Raw genomic sequence first — 23,097 nt, 5'->3', positions numbered from 1 at the left:
CCAGTAGAAAAACCTTTGTAGAACGGCCTTCGCGGCGAGAGTGCTCTTATTCTGACTCCTGACTTCTGAGGCTCTTATGCGGGTACTCACCATTGCCGGGAACACCTTTCGCGAGAATATTCGGGACAAGGTGCTTTACAATCTCATCCTTTTTGCGCTGCTCATGATCCTCAGCTCGTTTGTGCTCGGGCAGCTGACGCTGGGTTATGAGGACAAGGTCATCATCGATCTTGGCTTGTCGTCCATTTCGGTATTCGGGACCCTGATCGCCATCTTCATCGGCATCGGCCTGGTCTACAAAGAACTGGAACGGCGGACGGTTTATGCGCTTCTGGCGAAACCGGTACATCGATGGGAATTCATTCTGGGCAAGTATCTGGGGCTGCTTTTCACACTCCTGGTGAATGTCGCGATCATGACCGTCGGCCTCGCCCTTACGCTCGCTTACCACGGCGGTGTCTCATTGTCCGGCTATCTTCATCTTCTCCCGGCTGTCTATCTCATTTTTCTTTCGCTGGCACTGACCACCGCGGTAGCGCTGCTGTTTTCCGCTTTTTCGACGCCGGCACTGTCGGCGCTGTTCACCTTCTTTCTCTGGATCATCGGTCACTTCAATGCGGATCTCCTGCAGTTCGCGCGCCTGACCAAGTCGGCCGTCGCCGAGTTTGTTTCCATGATTTTCTATTATGTTCTCCCCAACATCTCGAATTTCAGCACTCTGGACAGCCGCAACGTCATCCAGAGCGCAGCCTACTATGAACCGATCAACGCGGCCGCAATCGGCTGGGCTACAGTTTACGCCATTCTCTACTGCTCGGTTCTGCTGGCCGCCGCCGCAACCATTTTTTCGCGCAGGGATTTCAAATGAGATCGGGATTCTCTCTCCGGGTGCAGCGCCGATGGCTTCTGGGTGCGGCTTGCCTGGCGGCCGCATTCCTGATTCGGCCGGTGCAGGATCGAATCGACGCCAGCCTGTCGGATTCTTCAGTCGACCCGGATCTGCTTTATTTCTCATCGTCCTCCCTGGTGAGGGCCCTGGCCCTCGGCTACGACGGCCTCGTGGCGGACATTTACTGGATGCGGGCCATTCAGTATTACGGGCGCCGCGAGGAGGCGGCCCGCAGGCAGGTGCCATATAAGAATCTTCCCGCGCTGCTCGACATCGTCACGACGCTGGATCCGAAGATGCTGGATGTCTATCGGGCCGGCAGCATTTTCCTCGCCGAGCCCAAGCCCATAGGGGCTGGGCAGCCACTGGAAGCCATCCGGCTGCTGGACAAAGGAATCTCACTGCAGCCTCAGGAATGGCGCCTCCGGTTCGACAAAGGCTTTACCTGCTTCTGGTACTTGAAGGACTTCAAGCAGGCAGGGGAGGTGTGGCTTGAAGCCAGCCGCATTGCGGGCGCGCCGCCATGGATGGAAGCGCTCGCGGCCCGGGGGCTCTCGCAGGGCGGTGCCATAGAGACGGCCAAAGACCTGTGGCGCCGGCAGCTCGAGAATTCCGCGCGTGCTGACGTGAAAGAAAACGCCCGAAACCATTTGGCCAGCATCCAAGTCGACGAGGACCTGTGGACCCTGGAGTTTTTCCTCGAGAAGTATGCCGCCGCGCACGGCGATGCGCCGCCAGGCCTGGAGAGCCTCGTGGCCGCGCGATTCCTCACCTATGTCCCCAAAGACCCTTCCGGTGTGCCCTACCATTATGATCCGGCCACGGGCGCGGTCCGCCTGAGCGCTGAAAGCAAGGTACGCTATATTGCCCTACCCTATGCTTACCGTGAAACATTCAGGGACAGGCTGGGGCGGCTATACGACTCGCGAATCCGGCAACATTGAGAAATCCTGTGAAGGGAGTCAAACCCGGATTCCGAGGTTGGACCAAGTCATTGGAATGGGATGAAATCTTGATCCCGCGCCGGAGGCGCGGCAGTTCATAGACCCGGCCGTGAGGCCGGGGTAGGAGAGAAGACCTTTATGAGCGCCGAAGGCTCGGTTGTGGTCGGGATCAGGTCCATAAAACAACTTCGGAATCCGGGTTGCACTACCGGGACGCCGGGAAGAACATGGCTGTTTCTGGCATCCTCGCGGTTTATTACTTTGCGGTGGTGACGTGGTCGCCGCCGAAATCCTTGCTCTGATAGAGTGCGGCGTCGGCCGCGAGCAACAGGGCTTCGGCGGTGCGGCCGTGCTCGGGGAAAATGGCGACTCCCAGCGATGCGGTGATGCGGCCGAGCGGCCGGCCCCGATGCAGCACATCCATGTGCTTGATCGCCTCGCGCAACGCCTCCGCCCGCTGCTGCGTCACATCGGCGCTCCCTTCCGGCAGGATCAGGGTGAACTCTTCCCCCCCGTAGCGGCAGGCGATGTCTTCGCCCCGGATGTTGGTTTGAAGTAAGGTGCCCAGCTCGCGCAGCAGAGTGTCGCCGGCGTCGTGGCCGTAGCTGTCGTTGAAATGCTTGAAGCGATCCAGATCGAGCATGATCACGCCGAGGGGACGCTGATTGCGTACCGCACGCCGCAACTCGAGCGCGAGCGACTCCTCCATGAAACGCCGGTTGAACAGGCCTGTGAGCGGATCGCGGATCGACTGGCTGCGCAGGGTTTCGTGCAGCTTGAGGTTGGAGAGGGCCATCGCGATGTGCTCGGCCATGGCCACGGCCAGCCGCTGCTTCGCCTCCGTCAGGCGGGCGCTGGCAGGCTGCGTGAGATAGAGGATTCCGAGCGCTTCGCTCTGGGCCATCATGGGGACGCAGAGATAGCCCTCGGGGGCTGGGTGCGGAAGGTGCTTGCACAGCAGGCCGACGCCGGAGTCCTCCACCCAGTGAACCCGGCCGCGGCGCAGGCCCCAGCATTCGTCCGGTGCAAACACGCGCTCGACCATGGAGGAGTCGCCCCACACGGCAACGGCTTCCACGAGATTGCGCGACGACGTGATGGCATACAGGGCTCCTGCCTGCACCGGGAAGATCTGCTGTGCCACTCTGACGATAACCGTGTACGCCTCTTCGGTCGTGAGGCAGGCGCGCAGCATGTCGCCCATTTCGCTGAGGAGGGTCATTTCGCGCGTGCGCTGTTCGAGTTCGTGTACCCAGGCCTCGAGGTTCTGCTTTGCTTGCTGGAGCGCCTCCTCGGTTTTCTTTCTTTCCGTAATGTCGCGGGCGATGCCCTGCACCCCTACAGGCTTGCCGTCGTGGAAGATGATGTGGGTGCTGATTTCGAGCGCTACCCGCTGGCCTTCCCTGGTGATGATCTCCAGTTCGTAAGTCGCGGGGCTCTCCTGGCGCGCCATCATCTTGCGGGCGACCTCCTGGCAATCGAGGGCTACAAACTGCGAAAGCTTCATCTGGAGCGCCTCTGCGCGGGAATACCCCGTAATCCTCTCGGCAGCCTTGTTGAGCGAGGTGAGGTTGCCACCGAGGTCCATGGTGAAGACCATGTCGTTGGCATTCTCGAACAGCTCCCGATAGCGTTCCTCGCTCGCGCGGAGTGCCTCCTCGGCCTGCAGCCTGCGGCGGTCAGTGCCGAATTCCCAGAAGTAGTTCCGAAAAAGGGAGGCCAGTCGCGGCTCGTCCCGCAGCATGGTGAGGAGGTGCGCCCGGACCTGTGGGTCGGAATGGTAGGAAATCTCGGGATGGGCCTCCAGCCACAGGTGGGACGCCTTCACATAGGCGAGAAAGCGGATCAGATGCTCGTAGTTTATCGTCGTCAGAAGACGCCGGAGTTCCACATGGGATGCTTCCGCTTCGGCGGGTTTGAGGTAGAAGAGGATGCAGGCGAATACGAGAGTCTCTTCCAGCTCCGAATCCGGATCAGGCCAGCCGGGCAGGGGGTGAGATACTCCCGATAAAATGCCGATAATGTGTGCCAGATCTCCCTCGGTCGAAGGAGCAGGCTTCTGCAGGAGGACGAGAATATCCGTGGCCGGGATCCCAAGGCCGTGGAGATTGCAGCTGTGCGTGACGATGGAATAGGGTGCGGCACAATAGCGCGCGAGCTGGATAAACAGTTTCTCCTTCAGCAGTTCGGGGATGGGATTGTTGTAATATCCCGCGAGGCTCTGCCGCCAGAGGTCCTGGAGCACTTCCGGGAAATCGGCTGCAGGCGCGAAAAAGAGCGGGAAATAGCCAAGCCTCTTGGTGATCTCGTTTTTGATCTGGTCCGGGGTCGCAGGCGCCGCATCCGCGGCCGCATGGCTCAGCGCCAGTTCCGCCTTGGCCAGTTCGAACTCGAGGCTTTCAAGATCGGCGATCTTCTGACGCAGCGATTCGATTTCCTGACTGATCCTGCTTTTGGGCAAGATCGGGTCTTCGAGCTTGTCTCTGTTCCAGAGCGGCGCCAATTTCACCTCGCCATTTCAGGTTCGCTGAACTGCCCGAAACGATCCCAGACTAATACTGATGAAATTCTTAGGGCAGAGACCTTGCCTCAGCGATGAGAGAGAGCCTCAAGACAGCTCAAAGCAAGACTTGGGGAGAGTTGGAGCCTTCCCCGGTTTTGCCAATGCAAAACCCTATCCATCATAAATATGCGGCCGCGTTAAGTCAATCGTTCACATCGATCATTTCTTTAGGGAACGGGCATATTCCAGATTGCGCCGCGCCTCCTCGGAGTCCGGGCTGAGACGCACTGCTTCCGAAAATTCCGCGATCGCTTCGTCGATACGTCCCAGGTTGGCCAGCGCGCTGCCGAGATTGTTGTGCGCGCCGGCATAGTCTGGTTTCAATCGGATCGCGGTCGCGAACTCGGCGATCGCCCCACTCATATTGTCCTGGCGGGCCAAGGTGACGCCCAGATTGTAGTGAGCCTCGGCATTATCGGGCTCCAGCCGGACCGCCTGATAAAATTGAGCTGTAGCTTCGGACAGTCGTCCCACACCGGCGTAGACGTTGCCCAGGTTATAGTGGGCATTCGCGGAGCCGGGCCATATCCTTACTGCTTCGAGCAGTTGCGCTATCGAGTCGTCTGTCTTTCCGAGGGCGCCTAAGGCGATGCCCAGATTAATGCGGGCCTCGGGAGAATCCGGATTCAGGCGTATGGCCTCCGAGAGCTGCTGGATCGCCTCGCCGGTCCGTCGCAGCCTGAGGTAGACATCCCCGAGGTTCGCATGCGCTTCCGGATAGTTGGGTCTTATCCTGATTGCCTCCTGGTAGTGCCAGATGGCATCGTCCATCTTCCCCTGCTCCACCAGCGCAACACCCAAGCCGTTGTGCGCCACCTGATTGTCGGCCGTAATCCTCAGCGCATGCTGGAAGAGAGATGCACTGTCCTTCCAATATTGTATCTGAAACCAGGTGAGTATCAGGCAGGCCGCACAGGCCGCCGTCGCCAGACCCGCGAGCACATATTTCCCCCGCGGCCGGCGCTCGAAAAGGTCGGCCGCACCCCAGGCCAGCATCAGGAGGATCCCGACCGAGGGTATGTAAGTGTACCGATCAGCGCGAGCCTGCATCCCGACCTGAACCAGTCCGATCACAGGGACCAGCGTGCCCAGATACCAGAACCACCCTACAGCAAGATAGGGAAAACGCCTGATGGAGCGCAGCACCAGAACCGAGATGCCCGCCACCGCGAGACCGGCCGTTATGACTTGCCAGGCCGGCAACTCCAACGGATGCGGGTAAAAGGCTGCCAGCCTCCAGGGCCAGAACACCTTCGCGATGTAGACGATATAGGAAATGAGGGCGGTTGCGAGGCGAGTGCCCAGAGGGATCCAGTCCAGCGAGATCACGGCTCCCCCGCGTCGTTGGACCATGAAAGTTACGGCCGCCATGCAGGCCGAAAGCGCGAAGAATGGCACCTTTTCCCGAAGAACACTGCCGACACCAGGCTTCGCTTCAAGGTCGAGCCGCAGCTTTTGCTTCGGCTCGCCCGGCACCGTGGATCCCGGAACCCGGATGCGCCGCAACGGCCAGAAGTCCAGCAGCAGCAAAACAAACGGCAGGGTGATGATCATCGATTTGGACATCAGGCCCAGGCAAAACGAAACGAGAACGATCAGGTATCGGCCCGGCCTCGGCCGCTCGACATAGCGAAGGTAGGCCCACAGAGCCAGAAACCAGAAAAAACAGCTCAGGACATCTTTGCGTTCCGTCACCCATGCAACGGACTCGACGTGCAAGGGGTGAAGCGCGAACAGGCATGCGACAAAGGCACTGCGCCAGCGCGACCCGGTCATGCGCTTGAGGAACGCGAAGAGAAGCAGCGTGCTCAGGGTGTGAAAGAGCACGTTGGTCAGATGGTGCAGCCCGCTGCGCAGCCCGAAAAGCTGGCAATCCGCCATGTGCGAAAGCCAGGTCAACGGAAGCCAATTGCCGTCATAGTCGGAGGTGAAGGCCCAAACCATGCTCTCCCAGGTCAGTCCGGCGCGCACGTGGGAGTTTTCGCTGACGTATTCGCGGTCATCGTAGTTGACGAAATCGTAGCTTCGAACCTGACTGTAGACGGCGAGCGTAGTAAGGAGCAGGAGGATGTATACGAGAATGTCAAGCCGCTGGGCGGGTTGCCGCTTATCCGACCGGACTGCTCCGGCTTTTCGGTGAGTCTTAGCCATGCACCGAGTAGGCTAACAAAAAACCGTCCGGAAAATCAAAAAATCTCCGCAGTCCCACGCACCCGGCCGCACCTACTCGCATATATAACTCATGCATCTCTGGTTGACGAACGTCGGGATCGGTATCCCAGTCGCTGTGGCAATCGCAATCGGAACTCTTAACCGGCAAAAGCCGATCGCGATCACGATTGCGATCCCGATCCCGATGCCGATCTGTCTATTTTCGGAGCCTCACCCCATGCCATGCCAAAGGCAGTCAAGGTGTTCCTGTCATCTGGTGCTGCTTTTGCATTTTCGAAGGAGTTCTGATTCCGGTTTTATTGCGCGGTGACTATGCGGTCGCCGCCTTCCTGTCTGGCGCGCTGGAGGGCGGCATCAGCCGCCCGCATGATGGTCTCGACGGTTCGTCCGTGCTCCGGGAATCCGGCGATGCCGGCGGATGCCGTGACATGGCCGAGCTGGCGGCCGCGATGCCGGATCTCGAGATTCCTGATCATCTCGCGCAGGCTCTCCGCCCTCTGCGCCGTAATTTCGAGGCTTCCCTGGGGCAGGATGACCGCGAACTTCTCGGCGCCGAAGCGGCATGCGATGTCTTCCTTGCGGATGATGGTCTGCAGAAGGCCGCCGATCTCGAGCAGGATGGCGTTTTCAGCGTCCTCGCCGAAGGCCCGGCACTGGTCCTGATAGTTGTCGACTTCGAGCATGATCACGCCGAGGGGGCGCCGGTTGCGGGCTGCCCGTCGCAGCTCGAGCTCGAGCGACTCTTCCATGAAACGCCGGTTGAAGAGGCCCGTGAGCGGATCGCGGATCGACTGGCTGCGCAGGGTCTCGTGCAGCTTGAGGTTGGATAGGGCCATTCCGATATGTTCGGCCATGGCCAGGGCCAGGCGCTGCTTTGCCTCGGTGAGGCGGGCGTTTGGAGGCTGGGTGAGGTGCAGGATCCCGAGCGCTTCGCTCTGAGCCATCATGGGCACGCACAGGTAGCCTTCGGGAGGTGGATGGTGCAGGTGCTTGCACAGGAGGCCGACGCCGGAGTCCTCCACCCAGTGAACCCGGCCGCGGCGCAAGGCCCAGCACTCGTCCGGGGCGAAGGCACGCTCGACGAGTGAAGATTCGCCCCACACAGCCACGGCCTCGACGAGATTGCGGGCAGGCGAAATGACGTACAGCGCTCCCACCTGGACGGGGAAGATCTGCTGCGCCACCCGGACGATGACCATGTAGGCCTCTTCGGTAGTAAGGCAGGCGCGCAGCATATCGCCCATCTCGCTGAGCAGGGTCATCTCACGCGTGCGTTGCTCGAGTTCGTGCACCCAGGCCTCGAGGTTATGCTTGGCCTGCTGGAGCGCCTCCTCGGTTTTTTTTCTCTCGGTGATGTCGCGGGCGATGCCCTGTACGCCCACCGGCTTGCCGTCGCGGGTGATGATGTGAGTACTGACCTCGAGCGCCACACGCCGGCCGTCCTTGCAAATGACATCGATCTCGTAGGGCGCCGGGCTCTCTCCCGCAACCTGCCGCTCGATCATCTTGCAGACAGTCTTGAGATGCTCGGGAGCCACCAGATCGCTTGCCTTCATCCGAAGAGCCTCGGCGCGCGCGTATCCCGTGATGCGCTCGGCAGCCTTGTTGACGGAAGTGAATCGACCCTCGAGGTCATGGGTATAGACGATATCGTTGGCGTTCTCGAACAGCTCCAGGTAGCGATCCTCGGTGGCGCGCCGGCTCTCCTCTGCGTTTCTGCGCTCCGTAATGTCCTGAACAAAGGCGATACCACCGCTGACCTTTGCGGCGGCATCAAACAAGGGGCCGTAATAGGCGTCGCAGAACCCCTCTTTGCCCGTTGCTTCGATGCGAAAGGGGCGGTTCCGGACCGTCACCGTCTCGCCCCTGAGAGCCTCCAGCAGATACTTGTCGTCCCCGGTCTCCGCCAGGAATGGAAAGACGTCAAAAATGACGTGGCCGACGGCATCCCCTTCTTTGATGCCGAATATCCGTTCCATTGCAGGATTCCAGAGTGAACAGACCAGGTCGCGATCAAAGGCAAAAATGCCGTCCTGGCTGTCGTGCAAGACCCTTTCGGCGATCTGCTTTTCCCTGACCAGCGTCTCTTCCGCCTGCTTGCGGTCGCTGATATCCTCGACAAAAACCATGCTGTAGAGCGGGCTGCCGTCTTCGCCGCGAACGGCGGCAGCCGTCAACTCGACCCAGACAAACTCTTTCGTCTGTTTCAGGCAGCGTTGCTCCACCCGCGCACGCGCACGGGCACCGCTCAGGACCTGATCGATGACGTGAATGCAGGGGCTGACGTCCTGCGGGTGAGTGATGGCAGGGAGGCTGAGAGCCTCCAGTTCCTGCTCCGCGTAGCCCAGCAACCGGCAGAGCGCCTGGTTGGCTTTCATGATCCGGTAGTCGGGGTCCAGAATGGCTATGCCAAAAGGCCCCTGCTCCAGGATTAGGGGCAGCAGCGATTCCTCTTTGCCGGTCGCCGCGTCGGCTGTGGCGGCCGGCCGCCAGGGCGGCTGCTCCTCATAATAGCCCCGCAGGAATGGGGCCAGGCGCGGCTCCTCCTCCAACATGGGGCGCAGATTCGTTCGGATGACCTCATCCTTATCCTGGGCCGGCTCTGGGTAGGCCTCCAGCCAGATATGGTGCTGTCGCACATAAACGAGAAACGCGTTGAGCCGGGCGTAATTGGCGGGCCCCAGAAACCCACGCAACTCATCCCGGCATCGTGCGCTCCTCTCCGGATTGAGAAAGAGGTAGATCGAACAGTGCAGCAGCGCCTCCTCGAGCGGCGAGCCAGGCTCTGGCCAGCCGGACAAAGGGCGGGGGGTGGAGGCAAAACGGGCAAAGAATGTCCCGAGATCCTCTTCCGATGCCGGCGCCGGCAGCTCGAGCCACCGCAGGATCTCCCCTGCGTGCATCCCCAGGCGTTTGAGGCCGCAGCTATGCGCCAATATGGCATAAGAAACCGGGCAAGAGCGGGAAAGGCGGGCGAAGAGCTTCTCCTTGGTCAAGGGAGGAATAGGGTTTTTCAAGTAGGAGGAGCGCATCTGTTGCCAGAGCGAGGCGAGGATTTCCGGCACATCCGCTACGGGATCAAGAAAGGGCGGGACGAAGCCGATCTGGGTCTCGATTTCCACCTTCATCCGCTCCAGCGCTCGCCTCGAGGCTTCGGACAGCTGCGTGCGCGTCCCTGCGGCAGGAATAGACTCGAGCACCATACCCTTGAGCTCGGCAATCTGCTTCCGAAGCGATTCCAATTCCTCGGCCAGTCGGTCCTTGGGACTTTCCCCGAAGTCCATTCTCTTTCCCCGTGAGAACGAAAGCTCAATTTTTGGGTGGCACTTATAGCAAATCGGCTGCCCTCTGACGGTATATTACAGAATTTCGCCGACAAGATCCGTATTTCGCGATTTCATAGAGGGGTATAATCTTAGTGACTGATCGGGCGGGAGTCGGAAAACACGTATCCGGCCACCAAATTTCCGGTTTTTGAAATTTGATTCCAGGAAGCTTCCCAAAATTGGGCAAGATGGTATACTTTTCACTTGCTGGTCCCCGAAATGGCATAATTGCCTGGCGCTGCATTTGGCAGGGAGGTCGTTGATGAGCGGTCCTAGACTGAAGTTTGTGGTGGGCGGAGTCGTGATTGTGGGAGCCCTGATCTGGCTGGGTTTCACCGGCTATCAGGAGAGCAAAGCCTACTACATCACCGTCGATGAGTTCCATGCCATGCAAGGCGCGCTTCAGGGAAAGACGGTCAAAGTCGCCGGGGATGTGGTCGAGGGCTCGATCGATCGGGGTAGGAAGCCGATGGAGTTCGTCATCAGCAATCAAAGCACAACACTGCGGGTCCGGTATGTCGGCAAGGACGTGATTCCCGACACTTTCAAGGATGGATCAAAGGCCGTTGTTGAGGGGAATATCGGCCAGGATGGTGTTTTTCAAGCCCGCCGTATTGAGGCGAAGTGCGCTTCCAAGTACGAGGCAGAGTACGAGAAAAGGGTCAAATAAATCCCGGGACCGTCGCCACTGACCCTAAATTGGAGAGGTTTTACATGAGTGAGTTCGGCAACTTCTGTCTGTTGCTTGCCCTGGTTCTCGCCGTCTATGCTTTGCTCTCCTCGCTTTTGGGCGCGGTGCGCAAGCAACATCGCATCGTGCGCAGCGCCGAGCGCGCCGCTCTGGCTGCCTGCGTGAGCATCACGCTCGCAACTGCGAGCATGCTGTATCTCCTGATCACCAGCGATTTCTCCGTATCCCACGTCGCCAGCGCCAGCAACCGGGATCTGCCGCTCTTTTACAAGATCGCGGCGCTCTGGGGCGCGCACGACGGTTCGATGTTGCTGTGGGTGTTCGTCACCTCGATCTTCAGCGGGGCGGTTATTTACCAGAATCGGTACCGCTATCGCGACATGATGCCATACGTGATCGCGGTACTGATGCTGAACCTGTCGTTCTTCCTGGCATTGAATCTCTTCCTGTCCAATCCCTTCAACCAGCTCATGCAGGTCAACGCCGACGGCAGCATGTTCAGATACATTCCAGCCGACGGCCGGGGGCTCAATCCTCTGCTGCAATACTGGGCGATGGTGATTCACCCGCCGATCCTGTATCTGGGGTTCATCGGCTTCGTCGTGCCGTTCGCCTTTGCCTCGGCAGCGCTGATCACCCGCCAGCTTGGCGATTCCTGGATCCGCACGACCCGGCGCTGGACTTTGCTCACCTGGCTGTTCCTGGGAACCGGCCTCATTCTTGGGGCCAAGTGGGCTTACGTGGTGCTCGGATGGGGGGGATACTGGGGATGGGATCCGGTTGAGAACTCCTCTCTCATGCCCTGGCTGATCGCGACGGCCTTCCTGCACTCGGTGATCATCCAGGAGCGCAAGGGGATGCTGAAGGTCTGGAACATGATCCTGGTGTTGATGTGCTATCTGCTGGGTGTCTTTGGCACCTTCATTACCCGCAGCGGCGTTGTGAGTTCGGTCCACGCCTTTGCGGACTCGTCTTTGGGCCGGTACTTCGTCCTCTACATGGGCCTGGTGGCGCTGGGCACTCTCTGTCTGATCATCGATCGTCTCCCTTACCTCAAGAGCGAGCGGCCCCTCGACTCCGTGCTCTCGCGCGAGAGCGCCTTCCTGTTCAACAATCTCATTCTCGTCGTGGCATGCCTCACTGTGCTGTGGGGAACAATGTTCCCGGTTCTCTCGGAGTTGCTACAGGGCAGCAAGATTACTGTGGGGCCGCCGTTCTTCAACAGGGTGAACATTCCGATCGGACTGTTCCTGCTGTTCCTGACGGGCGTAGGACCACTCTTCGCCTGGCGCAAGACATCGATCGAGAGCCTGAAGAAGGCTTTTTTCTGGCCCGGAATCCTGTCGGCTGCATCCTGTGCGGCGCTGCTGGCGGCGGGGATGCGCGAATTCTACACGGTGGGCTGTTTCACGCTCTGCGTATTTGTGACGGTGACTATCTTCGAGGAGTTCTACAAGGCCACCCGCATCCGCGCCAGGATTAAGGGCGAGAACTTTCTCGTCGCCATCACCCGGCTCACGCTGAAGAACAAGAGGCGTTACGGCGGCTATGTCGTTCACTTCGGCGTCGTACTTACCTTCATTGGCCTCGCCGGCAACGCGTTCAACCGGGAGGTCAGCCAGACGATGATCCCTGGTGACGAATTGAAGATCGGCGACTACACGTTGAAGCTGACCGGCTATAAAGAGGGCGAAACCCCGAATTATGTGTACGGCGTGACGATGCTGGATGCGTACAAGGACGGGAAGTTCCTGCGCACCATGAAGCCGGAGAAGCGTTCCTACAAGACCGGTGAGGGGCAGACCACAACCGAGGTGTCGCTGCGGAGCACGCCCAAAGAGGATTTGTACACCGTGTTCAACGGCGTCTCCAACGACGGCCGCGGGTATGAAATCAAGGCGCACGTCAATCCGCTCGTCTTCTGGGTCTGGTTCGGGTCGGCGGTGATGGTTTTCGGCACGCTGATAACGCTGCTTCCCGACCGCAAAGGCGCATTTGGCACGCCGCAGCTCTCTCTGGGCCGGAGCGCGGCCTTCGAAGAGAGCATGAAGCTGAAGTAGGGCAGAGATCCCTGGAGTGCGGCAGCCTGGCGCCGCCTTTCGGTCACGGGCCAAGGCGCAAGCAAGCTGGTGCATTTCAGGGATCTCATTTCGGATTGAACAAGATATGAAAAGGACGGCAAGCACGTTCCTGCTGCTTGGTCTCCTGGTCTTGCCGCTTTGGGCGCAGGCGCCGAGAGACATAAGCAAGGAGTACAAGGAAGCCTGCGACCGGCTCGTCTGCCAGTGCGGCTGCAATGAGCAGCTCAGTGTCTGCGCCATGCAGAACTGCAGCTCGGCCACCCCGATGCGCGCCGAGGTCCGCGGCCGGCTGCTGAAGGGTGAACGCGTGGACGCCATTGTGGAAAGCTTCGTCGCCCGTTATGGCAAGAAAGTGCTTTCGGCCCCCACGATGAAGGGCTTCGACATCACGGCCTGGATCATGCCATTTCTGATCTTTTGCCTGGGCATCGTCGTGGTGAGCCGGATTGTCGTGCGCATGGTGAGGCCCATTCCGGCTACGGAACAGGCCCCCCTTGCGGTCGACCCCAGGGTCGAGCAGGAACTCAAGGATTTTGAAGAGGAGAGTTGATGACATTCCTGGCGGGAACAATCCTGACGGTATTGATGGCCATCTACGTCCTTATGCCTCTATTCAAGGAGCCGAAGGGAAACCTCGAGGTCGAACTGCTGGCGGAGACGGAGCTGGACCGGCTGCTGAATCGAAAGGCGGTCGTCTACAGCAATATCAAGGATCTGGAGTTCGAATACAAAATGGGCCGCCTCGGCGATGCGGACTTCCACAGGCTCGAAGCCGGCTTCAAGGCGGAGGCGGCCGAGATCCTGCAAAAGCTCGATCATTTGGGAGTCGAGGAAAACCTCGATGAAGGCCTCGAGCAGGCCATCGCCGCGCGCAAAGCGAAGCTCACATCCGGGCGGGGGCAGGAGCCCAGGGCTTGTCCTGCCTGCGGTTCCGAAGTCGCTCCCGGCAAGCAGTTCTGCGCCGACTGCGGCCGCCGTCTTTAGTGCGTGCTTAGCCCACGGCCTCTCGCCGTGCGACCCTGGCAGGCTCAGCCGTTCCGGCGAGCCGTGGACTGCTATTAGCCCCGCAGGGGCGTCCGCAGTTTACAACCCAGGCCGCAAGGCCTGGGATTCGACCAGAGTCCAGAGGATGAGCTGACAGGGCGACACAGAAAAAGCGGGTGAGTTGCATCGCCCCTTCAGGGCTCCTTTTTTGCGATCGCCCGGACCCAGGGCTTGCGCCCTGGGCTGTTGGCTGCGATCGCCGCTGCGGGGCGGGGTGAAGATGCTGGGGGCGCGGGGCTGGGTGAAGGGGCGTGGAACTGATGAGAAGACGATTGGCTGGGGATGCGGTGATTTACAGTCTGAACGGCCCCAACGCAGCTTTCTGATATGTAGCTCGCCCCGTTTTGCGGGGCCAGCCAAAGCCACGTACTCCAGGCGTGGTCGATTATTCATGAGTGATGAGTCATGAGTGATGAGCAAGAACGACAATAATCCGGGCTTGGTTACTCATCAATCATGACTCATCACTCGTTACGCGCCATTCTCGGCGGTCGCTGCGGTGATGTTTCTAAAAAAGTGATTCTCATGAAAGAAGTCTTTGATTCCAAGCACTTATGGATTAAGTTTGCCCGCATGACTCTTGTCAGAAGGGCGTTATTGCTGGTGCCGGCGGCTGTTCTGCTCGTGCTCCCAGCCTGGCCGCAAGGGCAAGGCGTCCTGGATGGCCGGCTCGTGAACGCAACGGCCGCCGCGAACACGCCTTCGGGAGTGGCGCTGGATGTTATCGGACTGGCGGGTGGGATGAACGTACTGAAATCGTCGGTCACGGACTCGGCAGGCAGGTTTCGCATCGACGGATTGCCGACCAATACGCCGCTCCTGATCCGCGCCGACTACAAGGGAGTCTACTACTACGGCCAGGTCAACCTCGACGCCGGGGGAAAGGCGCATCTTGAGATCCAGGTGTTCGATGAGACCACATCTGCGCAGGGGATCCGGCTCGAGAGCGTCCGGATCGCGTTCAAACTGACCGGCACCGGCCTGAGTTCCCTCGAATCCTACACCTTCAACAACGAAACCAAACCCCCGCGCAGCTTCATGCGGGAAGACGGCAGTTTCCGTTTCTCCAAGGCGCCCGGAATCACCGAGCCTCCGCGCCTCGACGTAACGGGCCCCGGAGCGAGCATGCCGGTGACGCAGTCTCCGCTGGAAAGCGCGGACGGCCAGAGCTATTACAGCCGGTATGCGCTGCGGCCGGGCATTACGACTTTCGATGTCGCGCAGATGCTTCCCTATCAGAATGGCAGCTACAGCTATCGCAAGAAGTTCTTCCAGGATGCAACCTCCTTGAAGATCGGTGTCATCCCTCAGGACTTGAGGGTGTCGGGGGAAGGGCTGGCGAAGGTGCAGACCGACGCGGCGCAAAACTTCGCCGTCTATTCCGCAGGTCCCATCAAAGCGGGCACGGAAGTGGTCTGGACCCTTTCGGGGGGCACGCCTGTGGTGGAAGCCCCGGTCCCCGCGCCGGAGCCGGAGGCAGGCCCGGCGGTTCGGCCCATGCCCACACTGGTGGGGCAGAACGCGCTGACCATCGGCCCGCTGCTGTTGATCGGCCTCATCATGATACTCTGGTATGCGCACAAGCGCGTTATCCCCGCGGCTGCGAATGGTAAGGAGGCGCGTACCCGGGAATTGCGGGAGCGCCGCGAACAGCTGTTGAACTACGTTGCCTCCCTGGATGCGCAGTTCGAGAGCCATGCCTTGGATCAGCGCGCGTACCTGCGGTTGCGCGAGCAAAGCAAGCGCCATCTGCGCCGCATCGCCACGCTGCTCGCGAAAACAGGAGTCGGGAGTCAGGAGTCGGAAGTCAGGCGAAAAGCGAACTCATAACCCCCGACTTCTTCTTTCCTGAGGTCCGATGGCTGAAATGATTGAAGTGCGGGGGTTGGCGAAATATTTCGGGCGCTTCTCGGCCCTGCGTGATTTGTCCATCACCGTTTCCCAGGGGCAATTCATCGCGCTATTCGGCCGCAACGGTGCCGGCAAGACCACATTCCTCAGAATCCTGGCGGGGCTGTCCCGCGCCTCGGCAGGCTCGGTCAAAATTCAAGCGGCCAGGCCCGGCAGCCAGGGTGCACGCGGAATCACCGGCTATCTCTCGCACAACACCGCACTCTATCTGGATCTGACGGCACTCGAAAACCTGCGCTTCTACGCCCGACTCCTCGACCTCGCCAGCAACGACGCGGACCTGGAAGAGCGCATCGCGCGCGTGGGGCTGGCCGGGCGCGCGCGCGAGCCTGTGCGCAACTACTCACGCGGTATGCAACAGCGCCTGGCGATCGCGCGTGCATTCCTGCACGATCCCGGCGTCCTGCTGCTGGATGAGCCGTTCACCGGCTTGGACCGTGAGGGGACCGAATTTTTGAGAACCTACTTGAGTGAAGCCCGCACGCGCGGCAAGACTTGCCTCATGGCCATCCACGATGCTCCCCTTGGCTATGCTTTGGCGGACCGTCTGGTCGTGATCGAAAAGGGTGTGGTGGCGCTGGATCTGCCCCGGCAGTCCGGCAGTCTCGATGAGTTCCAAAATCACTACCGGGCACTCACGGAGGGGCGCTGAGATGCTGGGCAAAGTCTGGGCGGTCTTCCGCAAGGACCTACTCATCGAGTTGCGGACGAAGGACTCGCTCAATGCCATGCTGTTCTTCGGCATCGTGGTCCTGGTGGTCTTCAACTTCGCGCTCGAGGCGGCAAGCGACTCGATCCGCGATGCGGTGCCGGGCGTGCTTTGGGTGGCCTTCGTTTTTTCGGGAACTCTCGGGCTAAATCGAATGTTTGCCTCGGAAAAAGAAAACAGCTGCCTGCAGGGATTACTGATGGTGCCGATGGATCGCGGGATCATCTATCTTGGGAAGATGCTGGCGTCCGTGGTCTTCATGTTGATTGCGGAGGTTGTTATCTTCATGTTTGCCCTGATTTTCTTCAATCTGACCGTATGGGCTGAGATCCCCTATCTCATTCTGGTATTCTTTATTGGTACTCTCGGTTTTACGGGGGTGGGAACCCTCTTGTCGGCGATTGCGGTTAATACCAAACTGCGGGAAGTGTTGCTTCCTCTAATCCTCTTTCCGGTGGTCCTGCCCATCCTCATTAATGCGGTCGAGGCGACAAACGTCATTCTCAATACTGGGGATTATCGGGCTTTGAAGCTCCCCCTGACGTTCATGTCCGCCTTCACGATCATATTTGGTACACTTGCGTATCTGCTTTTCGATTTTGTTCTGGAGGATTAAGTAATGAATCAGCCAAGACACGGGCATTTCGATGCCGCCTTATGGGCACTCCTCCTGATCAGCATGACCCTGGCTCTCTATATGGCATTGATTGGAGCGCCACGCGCGGACGCGAAAGCACTGTGGGATCTCCAGCGCATTTTCTACTTTCATGTTCCGTCGGGGATTATGGGGTTGACCGCATTCGCGGTGAATTTCGTCGCTTCCCTGATGTACCTGATCAGGAAGGACCGCAAGTGGGACAGCCTTGCACTCTCGGCGGCGGAAATCGGAGTGATGTTCTTCACCATTGTCCTGGTGACCGGGCCGATCTGGGCCAAGCCTGCCTGGCTTCGCTGGTGGACGTGGCAGCCGCGATTGACCTCGTCGCTGGTTCTCTGGATCCTCTATCTTGCTTACATGCTATTGCGCAGTTATCTTTCGGATCCCGAGAGAAGAGCGATGATTTCGGCGATCTTCGGGATTATTGCCTTTCTCGACGCCCCAATCGTCTGGTTTTCCATCCGTTGGGCGGCAACCAATCCCAAGTTTCGCGGTTCACACCCGGAGGCGATGTTGGAGACAGGAGGGCTGGATCGTGCCATGTGGCCAGCGTTTCTGACGTGCCTCGCAGCCTTTGCGATACTGCTCGTGTACCTGATTCGCCGTCGCTTCTTCCTGGAGTCGGCGCGCCTGGAGGCGGAGCGGCTCGAACGCATGGCGAACCTGGCACGCTGAGTATCAAGAAAGGGACCGAATCACTATGGGAACAGTCAACACCATGAATTACCTCTTTGCGGCCTACACGGCCATCTGGATCATTCTCGCCGTCTACCTCTTCTCGATCCAGTCCCGGGAAAAGCAGCTGCGCGCAGAACTCCAGAGCTTGCGCGAGCTCGTGGAGCGGCAGTCGGCAGGCAAGCGATAAGTCCGCGAGCTGCAAAGAATCTCAATGCAGAGGACGCGGAGGTCGCAGACAAGAACAGGGCCCGGGTGTATGTGCCTTTGTTTTTTCCTCCGCGCCCCCTGTGCCCTCCGCGCCGAGATTTGATGCTCCGCTGAATTCGGCAATCCCAAATTGAAAGTTCTGCTTGAAAGCCGGCGGACACGTATGCCAAGTTGGAGGCCGCTGCGCGCATAATCTTTCCTTACATAAGGAGCAATGCTGATGGCCTCTACCAGTCCTCAGCCTCTGGCGGAATTCACTCTGAAGGCCGTTTTGGCCGGGATTGTGCTCGGGATCGTATTTGGCGCCGCCAACGCCTATCTCGGATTGCGTGTCGGCCTGACGGTCTCGGCATCGATTCCGGCTGCCGTCATGACTGTGGCGATCTTCAAGCTTTTTGGCGCCAGGGGTACCATACTCGAAGCCAACATCTCGCAGACCATCGGCTCGGCATCGACGGCGCTCGCCACCGGCACGATCTACACCATCCCTGCCCTTTTCCTCTGGGGCATGATCCCCCCCTATTTCGAGATGGTCGCGCTTTGCTTCCTGGGCGGCGTTCTCGGGCTGGCGGCCATGATCCCATTGCGGCGGCTGCTCATCGTGGAAGCACACGATGAATTGCCCTACCCGGAAGGGACCGCGTGCGCAGTCGTCCTGAGGGCGACAACGGCAGGCGCCTCCGGGAGCGCCTGGATTTTCCGGGGCATGGCTGTGGGCGCACTCATCAAGATCCTCGTCTCGCTCGCATTCCTGCTCCCCAATGCTGTCAGCGTTGCCATTCCCGTGCTGCCGCACGCCGAGCTTGCTCTCGAACTGGCGCCTGCGCTCCTGGGCGTCGGATTCATCCTGGGCTATCGGCAGTCAGGAGTGCTTGTGGCCGGCTCCCTGGTGTCATCGCTGGTTCTGATCCCGCTGATCTCGTGGATCGGCAGCGGGCTGGCGGCGCCGCTGTATCCGGAAACCCAGCGGCTTATCTCGGCAATGACCACGAATGACATCTGGGCGCGCTATGTGCGATACATCGGTGCGGGTGCCGTAGCCACCGCGGGGATTCTCACCGTGCTTCGCGGTCTTCCGACCATGGTGGGTGCATTCGCAGCAGTGGTGCGCGGCATCCGGAGGGCCGGCAGCTCAGTGGCTGCCGGCATCGTACCCAGCACGGAACGCGACCTGCCGGGAAGCTTCGTGATCGGTACGATCGTCACCGTTGTGGCGGTCGCCGCGCTTGTGCCCGGGATCTTTGCCGGAGGGATGGGACTGTTGCCGCGTACGATCTGTGCGTTAGGTGTCGGCATTTTCGGCATGCTGTTTGTTGCGGTTGCGGCGCGCATCGTAGGCATCGTAGGTGTAACCTCGCAACCGACTTCGGGCATCGCGCTGATCACCCTTCTTGGTGTCGCATCGGTGTTTGCCGCCGCCGGCTGGACGAGCGGGGCGGCGCGAGCCGCAGTGTTGACCGTCGGCACGATTGTCGCGATTGCCGCTTCCAAGGCCGGGGATATCTCCCAGGATCTGAAGACGGGATATCTGGTCGGCGCAACGCCGGCGCGCCAGCAATTCGGACAGGTTATCGGCGCATCCTTTGCGTGTTGGGCAGTGGCCGGCACAGTGCTCCTTCTGGGAACGGCTTATACATTCGGATCCCGGGATCTGGCCGCACCCCAGGCCACTCTAATGAAAACCATCGTGGAAGGAGTGCTCGCCGGCCAGCTTCCGTGGGGCCTCGTGCTCTCAGGCGGCGGGGTGGCGCTCTCAGGAATTTTGTGCGGAGTGTCCGGGCTCGCGTTTGCCATCGGCGTCTATCTGCCCCTTTCGACCATGGCATCGATTTACGTGGGCGGCTGCGTGCGCGCGCTCGTGGATCGCCGCCGGAAAGGCGCGGCCAAAAATGAAAGCGATCCCGGGGTCCTGGCTGCTTCCGGCCTGGTTGCGGGCGAAGGATTGGCTGGCGTCTTTATCGCAGGGCTGGTCGCGGCCAATGTCGCTTCCAAATCGATGGATCCGCGCATCCCCGGCCTTGCGGGAGCACTGCTCGCAGTCGCGGCTCTGCTGCTGATCGGCCTCTTCCTCTACCGCGGCGCCCTGAGTGTGGCGCGGGCAAACAACAACCTCTAAAACTCAAAGACTCGAAGGCTCCAAGATGATTGTTTTGGAGTCTTCGAGTCTTTGAGTCCTGGAGGTTATGCTTTCGGGCGCATTAATTCCCTCATGACGCGGTCCATGTTGGCGACCGCCTTGTGCAGCTTTTCCAGCGGGCTGGTCAGCGCCAGCCGGATGTGCCCGGCGCCGTTTTTGCCGAAGCACTCGCCTGCGACGGTTACGACACCGGCCTTCTGCAGCAGCACGTCCGCCAGCCTGTAACCGTCCAGGCCTGTGGCGCGCGCGTCGACGAACACATAAAAGGCGCCCTCCGGCATCAGGCAGGAAAAGCCGGGAATCTGATTGACTGCCGGGGCCAGGTAATCCCTCCGCCTCTTCAATTCGGCGACCATGCTGTTGGATGGGCCCTGGTCTCCGGTCAACGCCGCCAGCGCACCATATTGGGTGAAGGTGGCGACCGAAGTGAGCAGATACAGGTGGTAGCGCAGCATGGGATCGATCATCTGCTGCGGTCCAAGGACGTAGCCCAGGCGCCAGCCGGTCATCGACCAGAATTTGGAAAAGCCGTTCAGCAGGAGCGTCCTTTCCTTCATTCCGGGCAGGCAGGCAATGCTGTGGTGCCGGGCCGGCGGATAGATGATCTTCTCGTATATCTCATCGCTGACCACAATCAGATTGTGCTTTTGCGCCAGGGCGGCGATGCCCTCGAGGACTTCGGGCCTCGTGACCGACCCGACGGGATTCGAGGGGCTGACGAGCATGATCATCCTGGTTCGTGGCGTGATCTTGTCTGCGATTTCTTCGACATCGGGCTGGTAGCCGTTCTCTGCGGAGAGCGTGTAGCCGATCGGCTCCGCGTACGCACAGACTGCGTCAACCTCGTAGTTCAGCCAGCCCGGATCGGGGATCAGGATCTGATCGCCCGGATTCAACAGCGCATTCATCGCCAGATAAACGGCCTCGGCCACCCCGTTGGTAACGATCACACCGGACGCCGGGTCGTATTCGAGGCGGTACTCATCGGCAAATTTGCGCACGATCGCCCGGCGCAGTTCGGGAATGCCGGCATTGGGGCAGTAGTGGTGCCTGCCTGCCCTCAGGGCTTCCACGCAAGCCTCGACTACGTGCGCTGGAGTGTTGAAGTCCGGCCTGCCGATTTCGAGATGAACGACTTCCCGGCCTTCCCGCTCCATTCTCTCGGCGGCTTCTACCATCAGCCGGATTGCAGAATTCGGGATTCTCTGCGTCTTGATCGATTCCATGGCCGCTCCTCTCGTCCTGGGTCCGGCGAGCTCTACTTTTCGTGACTGAGAGTTTTTCGTTTCCGGGACCGGCCGGACCTGATGATGGATTTGCAGATTACGGCGGTGATGTCGTCGACCTGCGGAAGGCCATCGGAGAACTCCCGGACTGCCTGGTAGAGGCCATCGACGATTTGCCGCGCGCCTTCCTGGCGGTGCTGCCGGATGAAATCGAGCGCACGGTCAACCCCGAATGGAGTCTGGTCGGGCCTCTCGGCTTCCGTGATGCCGTCGGTGAGCAAAGCCAAAATCTCGCCCGGCTCCAGCAAAACTTCATCGCTGCTGGTGAATACCCGTCCAGGCAGGAGTCCCAGGGGAATGTCCGTGCTGGGGAGGATCTGTTTGATGCCGCCCTGGGCATCGAGGATGTATCCCGGCACGTGGCCGGCACTGGCGTAGAGCAGGGATCGCGACGGCGGGTGCAGGCGACAGAACAACAGCGTGGCATATCGCTCCTGCTCCAGATCGGAGACCAGCGCACTGTTTATCAGGGTGAAGATCTCCCCGACGTTCAGGCTCTTCCGGGCAAAGGCCCTCAGGCAGGCCCGCAGCTCGACCATCAACAAAGCGGAAGCGACACCGTGCCCGCAGACGTCGCCGATGGAAACGCCGATGCAGCCCTTCGGCAAGGGCACGAAATCAAAGTAATCCCCCCCGGTCGCGTCGGCCGGAAAGGCGGCGCCGGCGATATCAAAGCCGTTGACCTCGAGCGGCGCAATCCGGTAGAACTGCTGCTGCACCGCCCGGGCCAGTTTCATCTGGTATTCCTGTTCCTGAAGTCTCCGCTGCTCCGTGACATCCTTGACTACGGTAACGTAATGAGAGATCTGGCCGGCGGGATCCCGCATGGGCGTGATGGTTTGCTCGGCAAAGTAGATTTCGCCGTTTTTCTTCCGGTTGGCGATGGTTGCCCGGAAGACTCTTCCGGATTGAATCGTGGCCCACAGCTGCTGGTAGAACGCCGCGTCGTGGACGCCCGACTTGAGCATGCGCGGGTTGCGCCCCAGGATTTCGTCGCGCGCATAACCCGTGGTCTGCTCAAATGCCGGATTGACGTACTCCACCAGCCCGTCTTTGTCTGTGATCAGGATGGTGTCGGCGGTCTGCTCCACGGCGCTGGTGAGCGTCCGGACCTTCGTCTCGGTCTCCTTCTTTTTCGTGACGTCGCAGAACACCACGACTCCGCCGCACAAGTCCCCCTTTTCGTCGCGAAGAGGGGTCGCCTGCGCCAGAATCCAGACGCCGCCGGGCCGCGCCGAATTTCGAATAAAAATTTCAGTTTCACCTACGTTCTGGCCGGAGATGGCTTGCGCCAGGGGGAGTTCCTGGGCCGGGTAGGGCGTCACGCCGTCGGGCCGGAAGCAGCCGTAGACTCCGGACCAGTCCTCCGGCGCCGCAGCCGTCAAGCCGATGCCGAGGATTGACTGAGCTATCCGATTGAAGTAGAGGAACTTGCCGTCTCGATCGGCGACAATCACACCGTCGGCGAGGTCCTGGATGATTGCTTTCAGGGTATGAAGTTCGGCCAATAAGGAAAGAGGAGACCGTTCGCCAAACGCGTAAGCCATGGATCAATGCCTGAATTTCAGATGCTGAACTCTGCCGACGATTGTATGAAAAGTAAGACTTAGCACGATTCCGGGTTATATTTCAACCCAAGGATGCGGCCATGCGTGCATCTGACAGAGTGTACGGGCCTTGGCCGTACCTCACTATTCGCGCGCGAGCCAGACCGCCATCTCGCCGTTGCCCCGGTGCGCCCAGGCATAGTACGGGATCATGCTGAAAACCAGGAAAACCGCGCACGGACGCGGACTTCGAC

17 protein-coding genes are annotated in these 23,097 nt (G+C 60.0%); 12 read left to right on the top strand and 5 right to left on the bottom strand.

All coding sequences use genetic code 11. The features are described from left to right. Window positions 1-76: 76 nt before the first annotated feature. Window positions 77-868, top strand: coding sequence for an ABC transporter permease (locus LAP85_05365; GenBank protein ID MBZ5495810.1), 792 nt, complete (start codon window positions 77-79; stop codon window positions 866-868). Then, the gene (locus LAP85_05360; protein MBZ5495809.1) at window positions 865-1,833 is read left to right on the top strand and encodes a hypothetical protein; all 969 of its coding nucleotides are present in this window, start codon (window positions 865-867) and stop codon (window positions 1,831-1,833) included. The genes LAP85_05365 and LAP85_05360 overlap by 4 nt, the downstream gene beginning before the upstream one ends. Window positions 1,834-2,089: 256 nt before the next feature. Here LAP85_05360 and LAP85_05355 read toward each other — a convergent pair whose 3' ends face one another. The 3 genes from LAP85_05355 to LAP85_05345 form a co-directional block, all read right to left on the bottom strand. After that, window positions 2,090-4,342 carry a diguanylate cyclase gene (locus tag LAP85_05355; protein MBZ5495808.1) on the bottom strand — a complete coding sequence of 751 codons (2,253 nt, stop codon included), beginning with the start codon at window positions 4,340-4,342 and terminating at the stop codon, window positions 2,090-2,092. Window positions 4,343-4,555: 213 nt separating this feature from the next. Next, window positions 4,556-6,547 carry a tetratricopeptide repeat protein gene (locus LAP85_05350; GenBank protein ID MBZ5495807.1) on the bottom strand — a complete coding sequence of 664 codons (1,992 nt, stop codon included), beginning with the start codon at window positions 6,545-6,547 and terminating at the stop codon, window positions 4,556-4,558. A 317-nt stretch (window positions 6,548-6,864) separates the two neighbouring features. Further along, window positions 6,865-9,852 carry a PAS domain S-box protein gene (locus tag LAP85_05345; GenBank protein MBZ5495806.1) on the bottom strand — a complete coding sequence of 996 codons (2,988 nt, stop codon included), beginning with the start codon at window positions 9,850-9,852 and terminating at the stop codon, window positions 6,865-6,867. Window positions 9,853-10,156: 304 nt separating this feature from the next. On the opposite strand from LAP85_05345, the gene LAP85_05340 reads away from it, so the two are divergent. The 10 genes from LAP85_05340 to LAP85_05295 all read left to right on the top strand — a co-directional run bounded on the left by LAP85_05340 (window position 10,157) and on the right by LAP85_05295 (window position 19,989). Further along, window positions 10,157-10,564 (top strand): cytochrome c maturation protein CcmE, encoded by a 408-nt coding sequence (locus tag LAP85_05340; GenBank protein ID MBZ5495805.1) that lies wholly within the window; start codon window positions 10,157-10,159, stop codon window positions 10,562-10,564. 44 nt (window positions 10,565-10,608) lie between these two features. After that, complete coding sequence (locus tag LAP85_05335) at window positions 10,609-12,645, top strand: heme lyase CcmF/NrfE family subunit (GenBank protein ID MBZ5495804.1); 2,037 nt, start codon at window positions 10,609-10,611, stop codon at window positions 12,643-12,645. A 106-nt stretch (window positions 12,646-12,751) separates the two neighbouring features. Next, complete coding sequence (locus LAP85_05330) at window positions 12,752-13,216, top strand: cytochrome c-type biogenesis protein CcmH (protein MBZ5495803.1); 465 nt, start codon at window positions 12,752-12,754, stop codon at window positions 13,214-13,216. Continuing rightward, the gene (locus LAP85_05325; protein ID MBZ5495802.1) at window positions 13,216-13,650 is read left to right on the top strand and encodes a hypothetical protein; all 435 of its coding nucleotides are present in this window, start codon (window positions 13,216-13,218) and stop codon (window positions 13,648-13,650) included. The genes LAP85_05330 and LAP85_05325 overlap by 1 nt, the downstream gene beginning before the upstream one ends. A 633-nt stretch (window positions 13,651-14,283) precedes the next feature. After that, window positions 14,284-15,540, top strand: a complete 1,257-nt coding sequence (locus LAP85_05320; protein MBZ5495801.1) for a hypothetical protein — start codon at window positions 14,284-14,286, stop codon at window positions 15,538-15,540. Window positions 15,541-15,568: 28 nt separating this feature from the next. Next, entirely contained in the window at window positions 15,569-16,273 is a 705-nt protein-coding gene (gene ccmA, locus LAP85_05315) for a heme ABC exporter ATP-binding protein CcmA (GenBank protein ID MBZ5495800.1), read from the top strand. Window position 16,274: 1 nt separating this feature from the next. Further along, window positions 16,275-16,946 carry a heme exporter protein CcmB gene (locus LAP85_05310; protein MBZ5495799.1) on the top strand — a complete coding sequence of 224 codons (672 nt, stop codon included), beginning with the start codon at window positions 16,275-16,277 and terminating at the stop codon, window positions 16,944-16,946. 3 nt (window positions 16,947-16,949) lie between these two features. Further along, window positions 16,950-17,663 (top strand): cytochrome c biogenesis protein CcsA, encoded by a 714-nt coding sequence (gene ccsA, locus LAP85_05305; GenBank protein MBZ5495798.1) that lies wholly within the window; start codon window positions 16,950-16,952, stop codon window positions 17,661-17,663. A 25-nt stretch (window positions 17,664-17,688) separates the two neighbouring features. Next, window positions 17,689-17,853 carry a CcmD family protein gene (locus tag LAP85_05300; protein ID MBZ5495797.1) on the top strand — a complete coding sequence of 55 codons (165 nt, stop codon included), beginning with the start codon at window positions 17,689-17,691 and terminating at the stop codon, window positions 17,851-17,853. Window positions 17,854-18,093: 240 nt separating this feature from the next. Further along, a complete protein-coding gene (locus tag LAP85_05295) occupies window positions 18,094-19,989 on the top strand; it encodes an oligopeptide transporter, OPT family (protein MBZ5495796.1) in 1,896 nt (631 codons plus the stop codon). Between the two features lie 65 nt (window positions 19,990-20,054). Here the strand turns inward: LAP85_05295 and LAP85_05290 are convergent, their stop codons facing one another. Together LAP85_05290 and LAP85_05285 are read right to left on the bottom strand one after the other, a co-directional pair. Continuing rightward, on the bottom strand, window positions 20,055-21,236 hold the full coding sequence (locus tag LAP85_05290; GenBank protein ID MBZ5495795.1) for a pyridoxal phosphate-dependent aminotransferase: 1,182 nt from the start codon (window positions 21,234-21,236) through the stop codon (window positions 20,055-20,057). Between the two features lie 32 nt (window positions 21,237-21,268). Continuing rightward, window positions 21,269-22,843, bottom strand: coding sequence for a SpoIIE family protein phosphatase (locus tag LAP85_05285; GenBank protein MBZ5495794.1), 1,575 nt, complete (start codon window positions 22,841-22,843; stop codon window positions 21,269-21,271). Between the last annotated feature and the right edge of the window lie 254 nt (window positions 22,844-23,097).

It is taken from the genome of Terriglobia bacterium (assembly GCA_020072565.1).
GTDB lineage: Bacteria > Acidobacteriota > UBA6911 > UBA6911 > UBA6911 > JAFNAG01.
Note: the sequence above shows the minus strand (reverse complement) of the source record. Positions and strands in the feature narration are given on the sequence as shown.